Genomic DNA, 20,276 nt, shown 5'->3' on the forward strand with positions numbered 1-20,276 from the left:
GTCCCCCCAGGGGGACCGGCCTTCTCGTCCCTTTTGGAGGTGGCCCCGTATGACCAGTACGGTCCCCGCGCTCGGTACCCGAACGGCGGAAGGCTCCGCGCTGCAGGCCGTTCTCCTCGACATGGACGGAACCCTCGTGGACACCGAGGGCTTCTGGTGGGACGCGGAGGTCGAGGTCTTCGCCAGGCTCGGCCACGCCCTGGACGAGTCCTGGCGGGACGTGGTCGTCGGCGGCCCCATGACCCGCAGCGCCGGCTTCCTCATCGAGGCCACGGGCGCCGACATCACCGTGCCCGAGCTGACGGTGCTGCTCAACGACGGCTTCGAGGACCGCATCAGCCGCACCCTGCCGCTGATGCCCGGCGCCGCGAGACTGCTCACCGAGCTCGCCGCCCACGACGTGCCGACGGCGCTCGTCTCCGCCTCGCACCGGCGCATCATCGACAGGGTCCTCGACTCCATCGGCGCCCACCACTTCCGCCTCACCGTCGCCGGTGACGAGGTGGCGCGGACCAAGCCGCATCCGGACCCCTATCTGTTCGCCGCCGCGGGCCTCGGCGCCGACCCGGCCCGTTGCGCCGTCATCGAGGACACCGCGACCGGGGTGGCCGCCGCGGAGGCAGCGGGCTGCCGGGTGGTCGCCGTGCCGTCCGTCGCGCCGATCGCCCCCTCCGACAGCAGGACCGTCGTACCCTCGCTGGAACACGTCGACCTGCCGTTCCTGCAAGGTCTCGTACGGGCCTGACGAACCGGCCGCAGAGGCCCGCCGATGGCTGAAACACCCAGGGCCGATGGCCAGTTGAAAGTGTGACGTTTCCCACCTCGAAGAGGGTCGACAGCTACCCCCTCCTGTGCAGGAGAGCCCTTACTCCCCGGTCACGGCATGACCTTGTGTCCTGATTGGGTCAGTCGTGCACGAAACCTTCCAGTGTCGGGTTATCGGTGTGTCCACGCCCTGTATCGCTGTGTGATGGGGACCCAACTCCGGTCCCCTCCAGTGCCCCTGGCCGTGCGGACTAATCTCGTCGCGAGAACATCGCCGCCACCCCCCCGTGCCTCATCAACCCCACCCCGCCGTTGTCGGAATCACGGGATCAAGAGCTCTGGAGAACGTCCAGCATGAACCGCAAGACTCTGGTGCTGCCGGCCCTCATAGGTCTGCTCGCCCCCACGCTCGCCGCGTGCGGCGGTTCGGGCAGCGGGGACGGCGACGGCCCCATCGCGGTGGGCACCACGGACCGGTTCGCCGTGTCGAAGGAGATTCCGGCTCCCTTCGACCCGGCGTACTCCTATGACGCAGGCACGTGGAACATACTGCGCCAGACCCTGCAGACGCTCATGGCCATGCCGCGCGGGGGCGGCGAGCCGGAGCCCGAGGCGGCCCAGAAGTGCGGGTTCACCGACACCGGCAACGAGCGGTACGCGTGCACGCTGCGCAAGGACCTGAAGTTCGCCGACGGCAAGCCGCTGACCGCCGCCGACGTGAAGTTCTCCATCGAGCGCGTGCGCGACATGAAGGGGGAGAACCTCAGCGGCGTCGACGGCCTGGTGTCGAACGTGGAGACCATCGAGGTCCAGGGCGAGCGCGGCATCGTCTTCCACCTGAAGACCCCGGACGCGACGTTCCCGTTCAAGCTCGCCACGCCGATCGCGGGCATCGTCAACCCCGACAAGTACAGCAAGACCAAGCTGCGCGACGGCTTCGAGGTGGACGGCTCCGGCCCGTACACCGTCAAGTCGGAAGTGAAGAACGGCCAGGTCGTCAAGGCGGTCTTCAGTAAGAACTCGCACTACAAGGGTTCCTACACGCAGTCGAACGACAAGGTCGAGCTGCGCACCTTCATGAACACCGCCAGCATGGGCAAGGCGCTGGACAAGGGCGACATCGACCTGATGACCCGCACCATGTCGCCGCAGCAGATCAAGGACCTCGACGAGAGCCCCGGCAAGGACATCGACCTCGTCGAGATGCCCGGCCTGGAGATCCGCTACCTCGCCTTCAACACCACCGCGCCGACGGTCAAGAACAAGGCCGTGCGGCAGGCGATGGCCCAGATCGTGAACCGTGGCGAGCTCGCCAGCCGCGTGTACGGCTCCACCGCCGACCCGCTGTACTCCCTGGTGCCCACCACCATCACGGGCCACTCCAACTCGTTCTTCAACAAGTACGAGGACCCGGACCCGAAGAAGGCCAAGCAGCTCCTCACCCAGGCCGGTATCGACACGCCGGTCAAGCTGACCATGCACTACACCACGGACCACTACGGCCCGGCCACGAAGAAGGAGTTCGAGACGCTGCAGAAGCAGCTGAACGACAGCGGCCTCTTCGACGTGCAGATCAAGGGCGAGATCTGGAACACCTTCCGCCCGGCGGAGCGCGAGGGCAAGTACGACGTCTACGGCATGGGCTGGTTCCCCGACTTCCCCGACGCCGACAGCTTCCTCGCGCCCTTCCTCGGCCCGGACAACTTCCTCGGCTCGCCCTACCGCAACCGCACCATCAACGACGAACTGATCCCCACCTCCCGCCGCGAGGCCGACCGCCTCAGCGCCAGCAAGAGCATCGAGAAGATCCAGGACATCGTCGCCGAGGACGTCCCGGTGCTTCCGCTGTGGCAGGGCAAGCAGTACATCGCCGCGCGTGACGACATCACGGGCGTCGAATGGGCCCTGAACTCCTCGTCGAACTTGCAGCTGTGGGAGCTCGCCCGCGGTGTGAGCGACTGACCGTCGCAGCACCCGAGTACGGAAACAACGACAAGGCACGCAAGTGAAACTGCGCAACCAGTGGCTGGCCGTCCCCCTCACCTCCGGCCTCGCCGCGACCCTGCTCACGGGTTGCGGCTCGGAGACCGGCGGCTCAGCCAAGGACAGCGACTCCGTGGTGGTGGGGATGTCCGACGACGTCCTCGCCACCGACCCCGCCTCCGGTTACGACCCGGGCTCATGGCTGCTCTTCAACAACGTCTTCCAGTCCCTCCTGAGTTTCCCCAAGGGGGCCACCGAGCCGGAGCCCGAGGCCGCCAAGAAGTGCGGCTTCAGCGACCAGCAGGCCAAGGTCTTCACCTGCACGCTGCGTGACGGCTTGAAGTTCAGCAACGGCAACTCCCTGACCTCGAAGGACGTCAAGTACTCCTTCGACCGTATGCGGAAGATCGACGTCGAGGGCGGCCCGGCGACCATGCTGCCGATGCTCGACACCGTCTCGACGCCGAACGCCAAGACGGTCGTCTTCAAGCTGAAGTTCCCCGACGCGACCTTCCCGAGCAAGATCGCATCCGGTGCGGGCTCCATCGTGGACCACCGCGAATACCCCATGGACGAACTGCGCACGGACGGCGAGGCCGTGGGCTCCGGACCGTACAAGCTCGACTCGTTCAGCGAGGACGAGGCGCGGTTCTCCGTCAACTCCCGGTACCAGGGCACCGCCGAGACCCGCAACGACGGCGTCACCCTGCGCTTCTTCAAGGACGACCGCAAGGGTCTGAAGCAGGCGATCACCGATCACGAGATCGACGTCGCCTACCGAGGCCTGGCCGCCGCGGACATCGACGACATCGAGAAGAACACCTCGGACCGGAAGATGGAGATCATCGAGGGCACCAGCGCGGAGGTGCAGCACCTGGTCTTCAACATGGAGGACCCGGTGGCCGGCAAGCCCGGCGTGCGCAAGGCCATCGCCTACCTCCTGGACCGCGAGGCGCTCGTCGACCAGGTGTACCAGGGCACGGCGACGCCGCTGTACTCGATCGTCCCGGCCGGCATCGGCGGCCACAACACGGCCTTCTTCGACACCTACGGCGCCCGCCCGCAGCGGGACAAGGCCGCGGCCGCCCTGGACGAGGCGGGCGTCGACGGCAAGGTCAGGCTGACGCTGTGGTCCACGCCGTCCCGCTACGGCCCGGCGACCGACCAGGAACTGCGCGCGATAGCCAAGCAGCTCAACGCCAGCGGTCTGTTCGAGGCCGATGTGAAGTCCGTCGAGTTCGAGCAGTACGAGAAGGACATCAAGGCCGGGAAGTACGGCGTGTACGTCAAGGGCTGGGTGCCGGACTACCCGGACCCGGACAACTTCACCCAGCCGTTCTTCGGCAAGGGCAACGTCCTGTCGAACCACTACGAGAACACGACCATCACCGGGAAGATCATTCCCAGCACGGCCGCGCAGAGCGACCGGAACTCGACCGACAAGGACTACGCCCGGCTGCAGAACATCGTCGCCGACGAGCTGCCCATCATCCCCGTCTGGCAGGCCAAGCAGTACGCCGTCGTCCGTGACAGCGTCTACGGCGTGGAGTCCTGCCTGGACGCCTCGACGGTCTTCCGCTTCTGGGAGATCAGCAAGGGCTGAACGTCGCGCTGAACGGAACAGTGGGTGAGGGGGTGTTCCCGTACGGGAACACCCCCTCACCTATTTGTCTGCTTGCGCTTCTGTCTGCTTGCGCTGCGGCGCTCGGCCGGACTACTGGGCTCCCGGCCGGACCAGGCCGCTCTCGTAGGCGTAGACGGCCGCCTGCACCCGGTCCCGGAGGCCGAGCTTCGTCAGGACGTGCCCCACATGGGTCTTCACGGTGGTCTCGCTGACGAACAGGTCCGCGGCGATCTCGGCGTTGGAGAGACCGCGGGCCACCAGCTTCAGGACCTCGACCTCACGCTCCGTCAGCGTGTGCAGCGTGTCGGGAACGGGCTCGTCCCCGGACGGGAGATGCCCCGCGTACTTGTCGAGCAGCCGCCGGGTGATGCTCGGCGCCAGCATCGCCTCGCCCGCGGCCACCACCCGGATCGCCTGCACCAGCTCGTTCGCCGGGGCGTCCTTGAGGAGGAAGCCGCTGGCGCCCGCGCGGAGCGCCTCCACCACGTACTCGTCGAGATCGAAGGTGGTGAGGACCAGGACCTTCGCCGGACCGTCCCGGCCGGGGCCGGTGATCTGGCGGGTGGCCTCCACGCCGTCCATCCGCGGCATACGGATGTCCATGAGCACCACATCGGGCTGGAGCGCCCGCACTTGGTCGAGAGCCTGTAGGCCGTCTCCGGCCTCGCCGACGACCGCGATATCCTGCTCGGCTTCCAGGATCATGCGGAAACCCGTGCGCAGCAGCGGCTGGTCGTCGACCAGTAGGACGCGGATGGCCACGTAATTCTCCTTCGCCTAGCCCGCGCCCATTCTGCCCTGCTCGCCACCGGGCGACTCGGGCGGCCCGACCGGGAGCGGATACGGCGGGGGCGTGCCGCCGAATTCCGGACAGACCGCCCGGTGGTCGCACCAGCCGCACAGCTTCGTGGGCCGCGGCCGCCACTCTCCCGTCTCGGTCGCGCGGACGATGGCGTCCCACAAGGAGAGCAGCTTCCGCTCGACCCGCTGAAGGTCCGCCTCGACCGGGTCGTACGTGATGACGTCGCCGCTGCCCAGATACACGAGCTGGAGGCGGCGGGGGATGAGGCCCTTCAGGCGCCACACCACGAGGGCGTAGAACTTCATCTGGAACAGCGCGCCCTCCGCGTACTCGGGGCGGGGGGCCTTGCCGGTCTTGTAGTCGACGATGCGGACCTCGCCGGTCGGGGCGACGTCGACGCGGTCGATGATGCCGCGCAGCTTGAGGCCCGAGGCCAGCTCGGCCTCGACGAACAGCTCCCGCTCCGCGGGCTCCAGGCGGGTCGGGTCCTCCAGCGTGAACCACCGCTCGACGAGACGCTCCGCGTCGGCCAGCCACCGGGCGAGACGCTCACCGGCTCGGTCCGCGCCGCCCGTGCCGTCGCTCGTGTCACTGTCGTCGTCGTGGTCCGCGAACAGCTCGGCCAGCTCCGGCTTGGCCTCGCGGAGGCGCTCCCACTGCCCGGGGATCAGGGCCTTGGCCCGCGGCGCCGTGCGCTCGGTCGCGGGCGCGTCGAACAGTCTCTCCAGGACGGCGTGGACCAGGGTGCCCCGGGTCGCCGCCTCGCTCGGCTTCTCCGGCAGCTTGTCGATCACCCGGAAGCGATACAGCAGCGGGCACTGCATGAAGTCGCTCGCGCGCGAGGGCGACAGGGACGCCGGGCGCGCGGCCACCCCGACGTCGTCGGTCCTGGTTTCCATGACCTCAGACCCTACGACCCACCACTGACAACGGCCGCATACCATCGACGACAGACCCTCCCGCCCTGCATGATCGTGCGTGTACCGCGCCGGAGCAGGAGCGGGGGACGCATCGAACGAGGGGACATCGTGGACGAAAGCGGCGGCAGCGGCAGGCCGCAGTCCGACGAGTACGCGCCCGCCGAGGCGGAGGACGCGACGACCCGGGCGCGGGAGACGCCCGCCGAGCACGGGGCAGGACCTGCCCGGACGCAGGACGACGCCCCCCGGGGGCGGGACGACGCCTCCCGGCCGGAGGACGACGCCCCCCGAACGGAGGAGGGTCCCGCCGGAGCGGAGGGAAGCGCCGACCGGGCGGAGGATCCGTCCCCCCGAGTGGACGGGACCGCCGCCCGGACGGCGGAAGCGACGCCCCGCTCGGAAGGCGGGGACGCGCGTGCGGCCGACGTTCCCGGTGGAACCGGGGGCGAATCCGCCCATGCGGGTGAAGCGGCGCCGCCGAGCGGTACGAGCCCGCGGCCCGGCGCCCCGCAGGGGACCGGAATCCCGGCCGGAACCGGCGCCGCGGCCCCGGCACGTCCTGGTGCCACGGTGTCCGTCCGCAAGGGCCCCGAACTTGGCGGGGGCGCTACCGAGGACGGCGGCAAAGCCACCGAGGGCGATGAGGCTACCGCTCAGCCGCACACCGACCGGCCGCACACCGACCGGCCCCACGCCGAAGGGCCCCGCACCGAGCAGCCCCCCACCGCCCCAGCCGAGCGCGCCCACGCCCACCACCAGCCCCCCTCCGGCGTGCCCCCGAAGGAGGAGCCGAAGAACCCCGGCGGCGGGCTGCTCATGGGGCGGCCCTTCGGGGTGCCCGTGTACGTGGCGCCGAGCTGGTTCTTGGTGGCAGCCCTGATCACCTGGGTGTTCGGCGGGCAGCTCGACCGCGTGCTGCCCGAACTCGGCAACGCCCGCTATCTCGTGTCACTGTTCTTCGCGGTCGCCTTCTATGCCTCCGTGCTTGTGCACGAGCTGGCCCACACCGTCGCGGCCCTCCGCTTCAAGCTGCCGGTGCGCCGTATCCAGCTCCAGTTCTTCGGGGGCGTCAGCGAGATCGAGAAGGAGAGCGAGACGCCGGGACGCGAGTTCGTGCTCGCGTTCGTCGGCCCGCTGCTGTCCCTCGTCCTCGCGGGCGTGTTCTACGCGGGCATGCGCGCCGTGGAACCCGGCACGGTGCCGGGCGTGCTGCTGGCCGGTCTGATGATCTCCAACCTCATCGTCGCCGCCTTCAACCTGCTGCCCGGCCTGCCCCTCGACGGCGGCCGCATGCTGCGCGCCGTCGTCTGGAAGATCACCGGCAGGCCCATGAGCGGCACGGTCGCCGCCGCCTGGGTCGGCCGCGCGCTCGCCATCTCCGTACTCATCGGCCTGCCGATCCTCAACCAGTCCGGCGCCCTCGGCGGCGAGACCCAGGACATCGGCGGTATGGACACCGTCACCGACGCCCTGCTCGCCGCGATCCTGGCCGCCATCATCTGGACCGGAGCGGGCAACAGCCTGCGCATGGCCCGGCTGCGCGAGCACCTGCCCGAACTGCGCGCCCGCGCGCTGACCCGGCGCGCGGTCCCCGTGGAGACGGACACGCCGCTGTCGGAGGCCCTGCGCCGCGCCAACGCCGCCGGCGCCCGCGCCCTGGTGGTCGTCGACGCCGACGGCGACCCGCTGTCCGTGGTCCGGGAGGCCGCCATCGTCGGCGTACCGGAGCACCGCCGCCCCTGGGTGACGGTCAGCGGCCTCGCCCAGGACATCACCGAGGGCATGCGGATCCCCGCGGACGTGGCGGGGGAGGACCTCCTGGACCGGCTGCGGACCACCCCCGCCAGCGAGTACCTGGTCGTCGAGGAGTCCGGGGAGATCTACGGAGTCCTGTCCGCCGCCGACGTCGAGCGCGCCTTCGTCAAGGCCATGGCCCGGCCCAGCTGACACCGCCCAGCCGACACCCCGCGGCGCCGGGCCCCCGCCGATCGCGGCGCCGGGCCCCGGCCGATCGCGGCACCGGACCCCGGCCGACCTCGGTGGTCGGCGGGCCCCGCCGCGGCCGGTAGGCTGGTCACATGTCCGAACCGACCGGTGCCGCCCGCCGTCGCGGGCCCTTCAAGGTCGGGGACCAGGTCCAGCTCACCGATCCCAAGGGACGCCACTACACGTTCACGCTCGAGGCCGGGAAGAACTTCCACACCCACAAGGGTTCCTTCCCGCACGACGAGCTGATCGGCGCTCCCGAGGGCAGTGTTGTCCGCACCACGGGGAACGTCGCCTACCTCGCGCTGCGCCCCCTGCTCCCCGACTACGTCCTGTCCATGCCCCGCGGCGCCGCCGTGGTCTACCCCAAGGACGCGGGGCAGATCCTGGCCTTCGCCGACATCTTCCCCGGCGCGCGCGTCGTGGAGGCGGGCGTGGGCTCCGGGTCGCTCAGCGCCTTCCTGCTGCGCGCCATCGGCGACCAGGGAATGCTGCACTCCTACGAGCGCCGCGAGGACTTCGCCGAGATCGCCCAGCAGAACGTGGAGCGCTACTTCGGCGGCCCCCACCCCGCCTGGCAGCTCACCGTCGGCGACCTCCAGGACAACCTGTCCGACACCGAGGTCGACCGCGTGATCCTCGACATGCTGGCCCCCTGGGAGTGCCTGGAGGCCGTCTCCAAGGCCCTCGTGCCCGGCGGCATCCTGTGCGCCTACGTGGCCACCACGACGCAGCTCGCCCGCACCGTCGAGTCGATCCGGGAGATCGGCGGCTTCAACGAGCCGACCGCCTGGGAGTCGATGATCCGCAACTGGCACATCGAGGGCCTGGCCGTCCGCCCGGACCACCGCATGATCGGCCACACCGGCTTCCTCCTCACCGCCCGCCGCCTCGCGGACGGCGTCGAGCCGCCCATGCGCCGGCGCCGCCCCGCCAAGGGCGCCTACGGCGAGGACTACAGCGGACCGAACGCCGACGGCGGCAACCCTCGCTGATCGCCCGCACCGGGGCCCGGCCCGCCGACCCCCGGTACCCGCACAACGCACCGGCGCAGCCGACCCCGGTGTTCCCCGGCGGTGTGAGGTGTGGCACCATGCCCGGCAACCCCACCGGCACAGCCCTCACAGGAGACACTCCTCGTGCAGCACCCCGCCGTCCCGGAACTGGCCCACACGGTGGACCGGCCGTGGGCCACCCGCCCGATCCACTGGGTGGCCACCGCCGCCGCGCTCGCCGCCGTCGTAGCCGCCTCAGGCTTCCTGCAACCCGACCCGGCCACCGCGGCCCAGACCGGCCCCGGAGCACACGCGAGGAGCGCCCCGGCGCCCGCGCCCGACCCGGCCGCCGTGGACCTCCCGCTCGTCTGCCCCACCAGGCCGGTCGTCGCCAAGAAGGCGAGCGGCGACCTCGACGGCGACGGCAGCCCCGAGACCGTGGTGTCCGCGCACTGCGAGGCGGGATCCGGCAGCCCACCCCACGCCCTGTACGTCATCACCCGCCCCCGCGCGGGCGAACCGCGCGTCGTCGCCACCCTGGTGGACACCAAGGACCAGCTCACCGTGAGCGATCTCACGGTGCGCGGCGGCGCCGTGACCGCGACACTGCTCGGCTACTCCTCGCTGGACGTGCCCCGCTGCTGCCCCGACCGCCACGACGAGGCCAAGTGGCAGTGGAAGAACGGCGCGTTCACCCGCTCGACACCCGCCGCGGCGGGCAGCGTCTGACGCACCGGGCGTCCCGGCAGCCCCGCACGCCGCCGTATCTCCCGACGCGCGGGCCCCACGGACACCGCCCGGACACCGAAGAGGGCCCGTGGATACCTTCGGACGGTAACCACGGACCCTCTTTTGGTCACGGAGCGAAATAATCAGGTCACTCTGCGTCCGGACCGTAGACCTCGACCCTGTCCGAAACTCGACGTACGTGGATACAGTCGCCCGGACACTCCTTCGCGGAGTCGGCGACGTCACGGAGGAGCGGCAGCGGCACGGGCGTTGTCGCCCCGGGTGCCTGAAGCAGCTCGTCGTCCGCGCTCTTCACATATGCCAGGCCGTCGATGTCCAGCTCAAAGACCTCCGGCGCGTACTGGGCGCAGATGCCGTCGCCCGTACACAGGTCCTGATCGATCCAGACCTCGAGCAGATCATGGCTCTCGCCCGCGGTCTGCGCCTCGTGCTGCACGGTCATCTCTCCTGCCGAAACTGCGTCGATCAGGGCCGACTTTGCTGCAAGTCCGGCCAGCCCTGACGGGTGTTGAACAGTTCGACCCTACAACCGGCAGCTTTCCGATGTTGTTGGGTGGGTATTCCCCTGGCGTGAGGGAGAGCGCAAGGGTGAAGATCGGACACACCCCCACCGTCTTTGTGATCTAGGGGTTTCAATCAGCACCCACCCAGGTAGGGTCAGGAAGCGTCCAGCTCCCCTTGGAGGAGGTGAGGACCGTGGCAGCCCACGACGACGACATCAACCGCGGCATCCGGCCGGGGCGAGGGTCTGAGGACCCAGCCGGTCAGGTTGCCTATCTCGAGCAGGAAATCGCCGTCCTGCGACGCAAGCTCGCCGACTCTCCGCGGCATACGAGGATTCTCGAAGAGCGGATCGTCGAGCTGCAGACCAACCTGGCAGGCGTATCGGCACAGAACGAACGGCTTGCGAACACGCTCCGCGAGGCCCGCGACCAGATCGTGGCCCTCAAGGAGGAGGTCGACCGGCTCGCGCAGCCGCCGGCCGGCTTCGGGGTCTTCCTCATGGCGAACGAGGACGGCACCGCCGACATCTTCACCGGCGGCCGCAAGCTCCGTGTGAACGTCAGCCCGAGCGTCGAACTCGACGAGCTCAGGCGCGGCCAGGAACTCATGCTCAACGAAGCGCTCAACGTGGTCGAGGCCATGGAGTACGAGCGAGTCGGAGACATCGTCACCCTCAAGGAGATCCTCGAGGACGGCGAACGGGCCCTCGTGCTCGGGCACACCGACGAGGAACGGGTGGTGAGGCTCGCCGAGCCGCTCCTGGACGTCACCATCCGCGCCGGCGACGCCCTTCTGCTCGAGCCCCGCTCCGGCTACGTCTACGAGGTCGTACCGAAGAGCGAAGTGGAAGAACTGGTCCTCGAAGAGGTCCCGGACATCAGCTACGAGAAGATCGGCGGCCTCGGCGGCCAGATCGAGATGATCCGTGACGCGGTCGAGCTCCCGTACCTCCACCCCGATCTCTTCAGGGAGCACGAACTGCGGCCGCCGAAGGGCGTCCTGCTCTACGGCCCGCCCGGCTGCGGCAAGACGCTCATCGCCAAGGCCGTGGCCAACTCGCTCGCCAAGAAGGTCGCCGAGGTCACCGGGCAGCCCGCGGGGAAGAGCTACTTCCTCAACATCAAGGGCCCCGAGCTCCTCAACAAGTACGTCGGTGAGACCGAGCGCCACATCCGTCTGGTCTTCCAGCGCGCACGGGAGAAGGCGAGCGAGGGCACCCCCGTCATCGTCTTCTTCGACGAGATGGAATCCCTCTTCCGCACCCGCGGCAGCGGCGTCAGCTCGGACGTGGAGAACACCATCGTCCCGCAGCTGCTCGCCGAGATCGACGGCGTGGAGGGCCTGGAGAACGTCATCGTCATCGGCGCCTCCAACCGTGAGGACATGATCGATCCGGCCATTCTGCGGCCCGGACGCCTCGATGTGAAGATCAAGATCGAGCGCCCGGACGCCGAGGCGGCCAAGGACATCTTCGCCAAGTACCTCACGGAGCGGCTGCCGCTGCACTCCGACGACCTCGCCGAGCACGGCAGCGACAAGGCCGCCACGGTGCACGGCATGATCCAGTCGGTCGTCGAGCAGATGTACGCCGAGTCCGAGGAGAACCGCTTCCTGGAGGTCACGTACGCCAACGGTGACAAGGAAGTCCTGTACTTCAAGGACTTCAACTCCGGCGCCATGATCGAGAACATCGTCGGCCGCGCCAAGAAGATGGCCATCAAGGCCTTCCTCGAGCAGAACCAGAAGGGCCTCAGGGTCGCTCACCTCCTCCAGGCTTGCATCGACGAGTTCAAGGAGAACGAGGACCTGCCCAACACCACCAACCCGGACGACTGGGCCCGAATCTCCGGAAAGAAGGGCGAACGGATCGTGTACATCCGTACGCTCGTCACCGGAAAGCAGGGCGCCGACACCGGACGCTCCATCGACACGGTGGCCAACACCGGTCAGTACCTGTAGGCGACAGGGCGGCTGCGGGTGCCCACCTCGGGTACCCGCAGCCGACTGTTTTCCGCCGGTCGCGGGCGCCACGCAGCCGCGTCACCGGCCCAGCGAGAGCAAAGCAGGAAATGATCTCCCCACCAGCGCAGAGGCGTTCTAGGCTCTTCCGTACCGCCGAGTCGCGCAGTGCGGGGACGGGCACCGCACACGCACCGGAGAACCAGCGGTACTTGAGCGGTGCCCCCGACCGAGGGCGCCGCCGGGCAAGGAGGGCCGCATGACCGTACGGCGAGTAATGGGCATCGAGACGGAGTACGGCATCTCCGTCCCCGGCCACCCCAACGCCAATGCCATGCTCACCTCGTCCCAGATCGTCAACGCCTACGCAGCGGCGATGCACCGGGCGCGACGCGCCCGCTGGGACTTCGAGGAGGAGAACCCGCTGCGGGACGCACGGGGATTCGACCTCGCCCGTGAAGCCGCCGACGCCAGCCAGCTCACGGACGAGGACATCGGCCTCGCCAACGTGATCCTCACCAACGGGGCGCGTCTCTACGTGGACCACGCGCACCCCGAGTACAGCGCGCCGGAGGTCACCAACCCCCGCGACGCCGTCCTCTGGGACAAGGCCGGCGAGCGGATCATGGCGGAGGCGGCGGAACGCGCGGCGGCGCTCCCCGGCGCCCAGCCCATCCACCTCTACAAGAACAACACCGACAACAAGGGCGCCTCCTACGGCACGCACGAGAACTACCTGATGAAGCGGGAGACCCCCTTCTCGGACATCGTGCGCCACCTCACGCCCTTCTTCGTCTCCCGCCAGGTCTTCTCCGGCGCCGGACGGGTCGGCATCGGCCAGGACGGCCACGAGCACGGCTTCCAGCTGAGCCAGCGCGCCGACTACTTCGAAGTCGAGGTCGGCCTGGAGACCACCCTCAAGCGGCCCATCATCAACACCCGCGACGAGCCCCACGCCGACGCCGAGAAGTACCGCCGGCTGCATGTGATCATCGGCGACGCGAACCTCTCGGAGATCTCCACCTATCTGAAGCTCGGCACCACCTCGCTGGTCCTCGCCATGATCGAGGACGGCTTCATCGCGGTGGACCTGGCCGTGGACCAGCCCGTGCGCACCCTCCACCAGATCTCGCACGACGCGAGCCTGCAGCACCTGGTCACGCTGCGCAGCGGTCGCACCCTCACCGCCGTACAACTCCAGATGGAGTACTTCGAGCTGGCCCGCAAGTACGTCGAGGAGCGGTACGGCGCGGACGCGGACGACCAGACCAAGGACGTCCTCACCCGCTGGGAGGACGTCCTCAACCGGCTCGAGAACAATCCGATGAGCCTCTCCGGCGAGCTGGACTGGGTCGCCAAGCGGGAGCTCATGGAGGGCTACCGCCGCCGTGACAGCCTCGACTGGGACGCGGCGCGCCTGCACCTGGTCGACCTTCAGTACGCGGACGTGCGCCCCGACAAGGGCCTCTACAACCGGCTCGCGGCCCGCGGCAAGATGAAGCGCCTGCTCGACGAGAGCGAGGTCGAGCGGGCCCGTACGAAGCCGCCCGAGGACACCCGGGCCTATTTCCGGGGCCGGTGCCTGGAGCAGTACGCCGATGACGTGGCGGCGGCCTCCTGGGACTCGGTCATCTTCGATCTGCCGGGGCGGGACTCGTTGCAGCGCGTGCCGACCCTGGAACCGCTTCGCGGAACGCGTAATCACGTCAAGGAACTGCTCGACCGTTGTCGTACGGCAGAGGATCTGGTCAGGGTGCTCTCCGGCGGCTGAAAAGGCGGCTGAAGGAGCGGCGCCCGGGGAATCACAGAGGTGGGCCCCGCACGTTGCAGAAAGTGCGGGGCCGATGTCGGACCCGGATTGTAGGGTCTGATCAAGAAACGTCGAACCGAGCGGGGTGAGGTAGATGGCGACCAAGGACACCGGCGGCGGACAGCAGAAGGCGACGCGTTCCACCGAGGAGGTCGAGGAGCAGGCGCAGGACGCGCAGTCCTCGGAGGACCTCAAGGAACGCCAGGAGAAGCTGAGCGACGACGTGGACTCGGTGCTGGACGAGATCGACGACGTTCTCGAGGAGAACGCAGAGGACTTCGTCCGTTCCTTCGTGCAAAAGGGCGGCCAGTAGCCGTTCCACCTTCGAACCCAAGGACGCACAGGGTATCGCCTCGCTCTGCACGCCGCACACGGCGGCTGCGGGGCGGGCGAGTCGACCCGTGACGTACTGTGCTTCAACTGCAATTCGGCCACCGGCACGTTGGGAGAACATCCCGACCCTTCAGTCGGGCCACCCATTACCTGGAAGGAAACGCGTGGAAGCCAACACTCGTAGCACCGGGCGTCTGCCGGCTGCCTTCCTGACGCCCGGTTCGTCGTCCTTCATGGACTTCCTCTCCGAGCACCAGCCGGAAATGCTGCCCGGCAAGCGGCAGTTGCCGCCGACCCAGGGCGTGGTCGAGGCGCCGCACGGCACCACCATCGTCGCGGTGACCTTCCCCGGCGGCGTGGTCCTCGCCGGTGACCGCCGGGCCACGATGGGCAATGTCATCGCGCAGCGCGACATCGAGAAGGTCTTCCCGGCCGACGAGTACTCCGCGGTGGGCATCGCCGGCACGGCGGGCCTCGCCGTGGAGATGGTCAAGCTCTTCCAGCTTGAGCTGGAGCACTTCGAGAAGGTCGAGGGGGCCACGCTCTCCCTGGAGGGCAAGGCCAACCGCCTGTCGACCATGATCCGGTCCAACCTGGGCATGGCGATGCAGGGCCTGGCGGTCGTACCGCTCTTCGCGGGGTACGACGTGGACCGCGCCAAGGGCCGCATCTTCTCGTACGACGTCACGGGCGGCCGCAGCGAGGAGCAGGGCTTCGCGGCGACCGGCTCCGGCTCGGTCTTCGCCCGCGGGGCGATGAAGAAGCTGTTCCGCGCCGATCTGACGGAGGAGCAGGCGACGACGCTCGTCGTGCAGGCGCTGTACGACGCCGCGGACGACGACTCGGCGACGGGTGGCCCGGATGTCGCCCGGCGCATCTATCCGATCGTGACAGTGATCTCCGAGGAGGGATTCCGGAGGCTGGCGGAGGAGGAGACCTCCGAGATCGCGCGCTCGATTCTGGCGCGCCGTCTTGAGCAGCCGGACGGCCCCCGGGCCGCGCTGCTCTGAATGCCCCGTTGTTGTTGTGAATTTTTGACAGAAAGGGACGGATAGCCGGTGTCGACGCCGTTCTATGTCTCACCCCAGCAGGCCATGGCCGACCGGGCGGAATACGCCCGCAAGGGCATCGCCCGCGGTCGCAGTCTGGTCGTGCTGCAGTACGCCGATGGCATTGTGTTCGTCGGTGAGAACCCGTCCCGCGCGCTGCACAAGTTCAGCGAGATCTATGACCGGATCGGCTTCGCCGCGGCCGGTAAGTACAACGAGTACGAGAACCTCCGCATCGGCGGCGTCAGGTACGCCGACCTGCGTGGTTACACATATGACCGCGACGATGTGACGGCCCGCGGCCTGGCGAACGTGTACGCGCAGACGCTGGGCACCATTTTTTCCAGCAATGCCGAGAAGCCCTATGAGGTCGAGCTGGTCGTGGCGGAGGTCGGCACGACCCCCGACGGCGACCAGATCTACCGGCTGCCGCACGACGGCTCGATCGTGGACGAGCACGGCTCGGTCGCGGTGGGCGGCAACGCCGAGCAGATCAGCACCTATCTCGATCAGCGCCATCAGGACGGCATGACCCTCGCCGAGGCGCTGAAGCTCGCGGTGCAGGCGCTCTCGCGGGACACCAACGGCAGCGAGCGGGAGATCCCCGCCGAGCGCCTGGAGGTGGCGGTCCTCGACCGTACGAGGCCGCAGCAGCGCAAGTTCAAGCGGATCGTGGGCCGGCAACTGGAGCGGCTGCTCGGCGGCGACGGCGCGGCCGACACGGCGGCCGACTCCGACGACGAGGCCGAGGCCGAGGCCGATTCGGGCACGGACGCGACGGACTCGACCGGCTCGACGGGCTCGACGGATTCGTCCGAAGAGTCCTAGCCCCGCAGTGGTCGTGGCCGCACCGCGGCGGACATGACACAGCGGACATGACACGAGGGCCCCGGGCCCCGGCCTTCAGCGCCGGGGCCCGGGGCCCTGCGCCGTGGAGCCGCGGACGACCAGGCGCACGGGCAGCGGCCGGGGCTCGGGCGTGCGGCCGTCGAGGACGGCGATGAGGGTGTCCATGCCCTGCTCGCCGAAGCGTTCGGCGGGCAGGGCCACGGTGGTCAGCTCCGGTTCGACGGCGGTGGCCAGGGTGAGGTCGTCGAAGCCGGTGACGCTGAGGTCGTCGGGCACGTGCAGACCGAGGCGGCGCGCGGCCTTGCAGGCGCCCGCGGCGAGCACGTCGTCGTCACAGATGACGGCCGTGGGCCGCGCGCCGGAAGCCGTCAGAGCGGCCTCCGCGGCCGTACGGGCGGCGTCTACGGCGAGTGCGGCCCGCGCGGTGGTCAACCGCGCGCCGGTGCCGTGCAGCGCGCTTCGCAGGGCGTCACGGCGGACGTCGAAGGTCCAGGAGCTGATGTCCGCGGCGAGGTGCAGGACGTCGCGGTGGCCGAGCGCGAGCAGGTGCTCGGCGGCCAGGCGCATGCCCTGGGCGATGTCGAGGTTGACGGTGGCGGCCCCGAGGCTGTGGGCGGGGTCGCTGTCCAGCATGACCAGGGGGAGTTCGTCGCCGCGGATGGCGGCGAGCGCCTCGGAGGCCATGGAGGACGCGAGGACGCCGTCGAGCGAGGCGCGCGCCGAGTCGAAGGGGTCGCGGGCCGGTGCGGTGACGTCCGGCGCGGGGTAGAGGACGACGCCGAAGCCGTGCCGGGCGGCGACCCGGGCCGCGCCGGTGTGCACGCGCGCGAAGAACTCGTTGGTGAGGGCGGGCACGACGAGCAGGGCGGTGCGGGTGCGGCCGAGACGGAGGTTGCGGGCGGCCAGATTCGGGCGGTAGCCGAGATCCCGGGCGGCGGCACGGACACGCTCGGCGGTCGGCTCGGCCACGCGGCCCTGCCACTTTCCGCCGAGCACGAGCGAGACCGTGGCCTGGGACACGCCCGCGGCGCGGGCGACGTCGCGGCTGGTCGGACGGGGTGCCGCGGTGTCGTGCCGGGATCCGGCCACGGACGCCTCCTGGTCGCTGCGTGGCTGTCCTGCGGACGGGGGAGTCGCTCCGTCCTGTGGACTGGTGAACAGCGCACATGGTACGTATGACCCGCGAAGTTATACGTACAACGTGAGGCGCTGCGGCGCGCGGGCGGGGCGGGAAGAGGCTCACTGATGGCTTCCGGATACGGCGACATCCTGCGGGCGCGGTACGCCACGCGCCTGCTCGCGGGCACCCTCGTGGGCCGCCTTCCGAACGCGACGGCGGCGATCGGCATCGTGCTGTTCGTCCGCGCGGAAGGCGGTTCCTACAGCCTCGCCGGCGCGCTCGCGGCGGTGTACGGGGTGGCGACCGCCATCGGCCAGCCGCTGCTCGGCCGCCTCGTCGACCTCCACGGCCAGCCCCGGGTGATGCTCCCGGCGGCGGTCGTCTCGGCGCTCGGCATGGCGGCGTTCGCGTGCACGGGGCCCGACACCCTCGGCGTCGCCTACGCGGCGATGGCGGTGGCCGGTCTGTTCACCCCGCCCCTGGAAGGCGGCCTGCGCGCGCTGTGGTCCGACGTGCTCCACAAGGAGGAGCAGGTCCACACGGCGTACGCGATGGACGCCGTGGCCCAGGAGGTCATGTTCACCGTCGGGCCGCTGCTCGTGACGGGCCTGGTGTCGCTGTGGTCGGCCTCGGCCGCGCTGCTCGTGGTGAACGTCATCGGTGTGCTCGGGGCACTGTCCGTCGTGGTGTCGCGGCCCTCGCGCGCGTGGCGCTCGGCGCCCCGCGAGGCGCACTGGCTCGGCGCGCTGCGCTCCCCGGGCCTGCTCGCGCTCCTCGGCGCCTTCCTGTTCGTCGGGACGGCGCTCGGTGCCATCACGGTGGCCGGGGTCTCGTACGCGGACGGGCACGGCGGTGACGGGGTGTACGGCTGGATGATGGCGGGACTGGGGCTCGGCGCGCTCGTGGGCGGGACGGTCTACGGGGCGCGGCAGTGGAGCGGGGCGCCGGAGCGCCGCCTCCTGGTGCTCGTCGCGCTGCTCGCGGTCTGCTACGTGCCGTTGGTGCTCACGCCGGGAGCGGCGGGCATGGTGGCGCTGACGGCGCTCGCGGGGGTCTTCCTGGCGCCCGCGCTCGCGTGCGCCTTCATCGTGGTCGACCGGCACGCGCCGCGCGGCACGGTGACGGAGGCGTTCTCCTGGCTGGTGACGACGTTCACGGTGGGCACGTCGGTGGGCACGGCGGCGGGCGGCCCCGTCGTCGAGCGGGGCGGCACGGCGTGGGGGTTCGCCGTTCCGGGGTTCGCCGGGGGTGCCGCGCTGCTCGTGTTGGTGTGCACGGCGCGGGTGTTCGCTCCGCCGCAGGTGGGCGCGGTCGTTGCGGCTTCATCGGAAAATGATCGAAACGGTGCTGCCGAACCCGGTTTCAGTGCGGGGCATCGGGCGTAATGTTCAGTCATGGACCGCCGCATTTTCGGGCTGGAGAACGAGTACGGCGTCACGTGCACGTTCAGGGGACAGCGCCGTCTGTCGCCTGACGAAGTGGCGCGCTACCTCTTCCGCCGTGTTGTGTCATGGGGCCGCAGCAGCAACGTCTTTCTGCGGAACGGCGCCCGCCTGTATCTCGACGTGGGCTCACACCCGGAATACGCGACCCCCGAGTGTGACAACGTGACCGAGCTGGTCACCCACGACAAGGCCGGCGAGCGCATTCTGGAAGGCCTGCTCGTCGACGCCGAACGCCGCCTGCACGAGGAGGGAATCGCGGGCGACGTCTATCTCTTCAAGAACAACACCGACTCGGCGGGAAACTCCTATGGTTGCCACGAGAACTATCTCGTGGCCCGGCACGGAGAGTTCTCCCGTCTCGCGGACATCCTCATTCCGTTCCTCGTCACCCGGCAGCTGCTGTGCGGTGCGGGCAAGGTGCTCCAGACCCCCCGGGGCGCGGTGTACTGCGTGAGCCAGCGCGCCGAGCACATCTGGGAGGGTGTCTCGTCCGCGACGACCCGTTCGCGCCCGATCATCAATACGCGTGACGAGCCGCACGCGGACGCCGAGCGCTACCGCCGACTGCATGTGATCGTCGGTGACTCGAACATGTCCGAGACGACCATGCTCCTGAAGGTGGGCGCGACCGATCTCGTTCTGCGGATGATCGAAGCGGGTACGGTCATGCGCGATCTGACGCTGGAGAACCCGATCCGGGCCATCCGCGAGGTCAGCCACGACACCACGGGCCGCCGCAAGGTCCGCCTGGCCAGCGGCCGCGAGGCCTCCGCCCTCGAGGTCCAGCGCGAGTACTACGAGAAGGCCGTGGACTTCGTGGACCGCCGCGGCATCCGCACCGGCACCGTGGAGCGGGTCCTGGAACTCTGGGGCCGCACCCTCGACTCCATCGAGTCCGAGGACCTGGACCGCATCGCCACCGAGATCGACTGGGTGATGAAGTACAAGCTCATCGAGCGGTACCGCGCCAAGAACAATATGACGATGTCGCACCCGAGGGTCGCCCAGATAGACCTCGCCTACCACGACATCCACCGCCGCCGCGGCCTGTACTACCTGCTGGAGAAGAAGGGCCAAGCCGCGCGGATCTGCAACGACTTGAAGATCTTCGAGGGCAAGTCGGTGCCGCCGCAGACCACCCGGGCCCGGCTGCGCGGCGACTTCATCCGCCGCGCCCAGGAGCAGCGCAGGGACTTCACGGTGGACTGGGTGCACCTGAAGCTCAACGACCAGGCACAGCGCACGGTGTTGTGCAAGGACCCGTTCCGCTCCGTCGACGACCGGGTGGAGAAGCTCATCGCCGGAATGTGACCGGCGCCGCGCCGCCGGGGGACCGACGGGACACCGCCGGGACACGGGTCCGTGGCCACTGGGACGCCGGG

At 69.6% G+C, this 20,276-nt stretch carries 17 protein-coding genes; 13 read left to right on the forward strand and 4 right to left on the reverse strand.

Translation table 11 applies throughout. The features are described from left to right. The first annotated feature begins 49 nt into the window (after positions 1-49). The 3 genes from GPA10_RS36655 to GPA10_RS36665 all read left to right on the forward strand — a co-directional run bounded on the left by GPA10_RS36655 (position 50) and on the right by GPA10_RS36665 (position 4,351). A complete protein-coding gene (locus GPA10_RS36655; RefSeq protein WP_058851753.1) occupies positions 50-745 on the forward strand; it encodes an HAD family hydrolase in 696 nt (231 codons plus the stop codon). Between the two features lie 374 nt (positions 746-1,119). Continuing rightward, positions 1,120-2,727: an ABC transporter substrate-binding protein gene (locus GPA10_RS36660; RefSeq protein WP_058851754.1), complete on the forward strand. Its 1,608-nt coding sequence runs from the start codon at positions 1,120-1,122 to the stop codon at positions 2,725-2,727. 43 nt (positions 2,728-2,770) lie between these two features. Next, complete coding sequence (locus GPA10_RS36665; RefSeq protein ID WP_343041724.1) at positions 2,771-4,351, forward strand: ABC transporter substrate-binding protein; 1,581 nt, start codon at positions 2,771-2,773, stop codon at positions 4,349-4,351. Between the two features lie 111 nt (positions 4,352-4,462). Here GPA10_RS36665 and GPA10_RS36670 read toward each other — a convergent pair whose 3' ends face one another. Both GPA10_RS36670 and GPA10_RS36675 read right to left on the reverse strand, forming a co-directional pair. Then, on the reverse strand, positions 4,463-5,134 hold the full coding sequence (locus tag GPA10_RS36670; protein ID WP_016639462.1) for a response regulator: 672 nt from the start codon (positions 5,132-5,134) through the stop codon (positions 4,463-4,465). Between the two features lie 15 nt (positions 5,135-5,149). After that, the gene (locus GPA10_RS36675) at positions 5,150-6,073 is read right to left on the reverse strand and encodes a RecB family exonuclease (RefSeq protein ID WP_157169182.1); all 924 of its coding nucleotides are present in this window, start codon (positions 6,071-6,073) and stop codon (positions 5,150-5,152) included. A 129-nt stretch (positions 6,074-6,202) separates the two neighbouring features. Between GPA10_RS36675 and GPA10_RS36680 the strand changes: the two genes are divergently transcribed. The 3 genes from GPA10_RS36680 to GPA10_RS36690 all read left to right on the forward strand — a co-directional run bounded on the left by GPA10_RS36680 (position 6,203) and on the right by GPA10_RS36690 (position 9,804). After that, the gene (locus tag GPA10_RS36680) at positions 6,203-8,041 is read left to right on the forward strand and encodes a site-2 protease family protein (RefSeq protein ID WP_343041725.1); all 1,839 of its coding nucleotides are present in this window, start codon (positions 6,203-6,205) and stop codon (positions 8,039-8,041) included. Positions 8,042-8,172: 131 nt separating this feature from the next. Then, positions 8,173-9,075: a tRNA (adenine-N1)-methyltransferase gene (locus GPA10_RS36685; RefSeq protein ID WP_058851758.1), complete on the forward strand. Its 903-nt coding sequence runs from the start codon at positions 8,173-8,175 to the stop codon at positions 9,073-9,075. A 144-nt stretch (positions 9,076-9,219) separates the two neighbouring features. Next, a complete protein-coding gene (locus tag GPA10_RS36690) occupies positions 9,220-9,804 on the forward strand; it encodes a hypothetical protein (RefSeq protein ID WP_343041726.1) in 585 nt (194 codons plus the stop codon). A 148-nt stretch (positions 9,805-9,952) separates the two neighbouring features. Here GPA10_RS36690 and GPA10_RS36695 read toward each other — a convergent pair whose 3' ends face one another. Further along, positions 9,953-10,267, reverse strand: a complete 315-nt coding sequence (locus tag GPA10_RS36695) for a ferredoxin (protein WP_058851760.1) — start codon at positions 10,265-10,267, stop codon at positions 9,953-9,955. Positions 10,268-10,521: 254 nt separating this feature from the next. Here GPA10_RS36695 and arc point away from each other — a divergent pair, with 254 nt between their 5' ends. The 5 genes from arc (at position 10,522) to prcA (ending at position 16,308) form a co-directional block, all read left to right on the forward strand. Continuing rightward, complete coding sequence (gene arc, locus GPA10_RS36705; RefSeq protein ID WP_058852033.1) at positions 10,522-12,288, forward strand: proteasome ATPase; 1,767 nt, start codon at positions 10,522-10,524, stop codon at positions 12,286-12,288. Positions 12,289-12,547: 259 nt separating this feature from the next. Then, on the forward strand, positions 12,548-14,059 hold the full coding sequence (dop, locus tag GPA10_RS36710) for a depupylase/deamidase Dop (protein ID WP_343041727.1): 1,512 nt from the start codon (positions 12,548-12,550) through the stop codon (positions 14,057-14,059). Positions 14,060-14,192: 133 nt separating this feature from the next. Continuing rightward, positions 14,193-14,411, forward strand: coding sequence for a ubiquitin-like protein Pup (locus GPA10_RS36715; RefSeq protein WP_030560272.1), 219 nt, complete (start codon positions 14,193-14,195; stop codon positions 14,409-14,411). Between the two features lie 184 nt (positions 14,412-14,595). Further along, on the forward strand, positions 14,596-15,441 hold the full coding sequence (gene prcB, locus GPA10_RS36720) for a proteasome subunit beta (protein WP_058851762.1): 846 nt from the start codon (positions 14,596-14,598) through the stop codon (positions 15,439-15,441). A gap of 48 nt (positions 15,442-15,489) precedes the next feature. After that, the gene (prcA, locus tag GPA10_RS36725; RefSeq protein WP_343041728.1) at positions 15,490-16,308 is read left to right on the forward strand and encodes a proteasome subunit alpha; all 819 of its coding nucleotides are present in this window, start codon (positions 15,490-15,492) and stop codon (positions 16,306-16,308) included. A 75-nt stretch (positions 16,309-16,383) separates the two neighbouring features. On the opposite strand, the gene GPA10_RS36730 is transcribed toward prcA, so the two are convergent. Beyond that, entirely contained in the window at positions 16,384-17,418 is a 1,035-nt protein-coding gene (locus GPA10_RS36730) for a LacI family DNA-binding transcriptional regulator (protein ID WP_343041729.1), read from the reverse strand. Positions 17,419-17,574: 156 nt separating this feature from the next. Between GPA10_RS36730 and GPA10_RS36735 the strand changes: the two genes are divergently transcribed. Both GPA10_RS36735 and pafA read left to right on the forward strand, forming a co-directional pair. Beyond that, a complete protein-coding gene (locus tag GPA10_RS36735) occupies positions 17,575-18,834 on the forward strand; it encodes an MFS transporter (RefSeq protein ID WP_157169185.1) in 1,260 nt (419 codons plus the stop codon). 9 nt (positions 18,835-18,843) lie between these two features. Continuing rightward, entirely contained in the window at positions 18,844-20,205 is a 1,362-nt protein-coding gene (gene pafA, locus GPA10_RS36740; protein WP_058851766.1) for a Pup--protein ligase, read from the forward strand. The last annotated feature ends 71 nt before the right edge of the window (positions 20,206-20,276 follow it).

The organism is Streptomyces typhae (genome assembly GCF_009755605.1).
Classification (GTDB): Bacteria; Actinomycetota; Actinomycetes; order Streptomycetales; family Streptomycetaceae; genus Streptomyces; species Streptomyces typhae.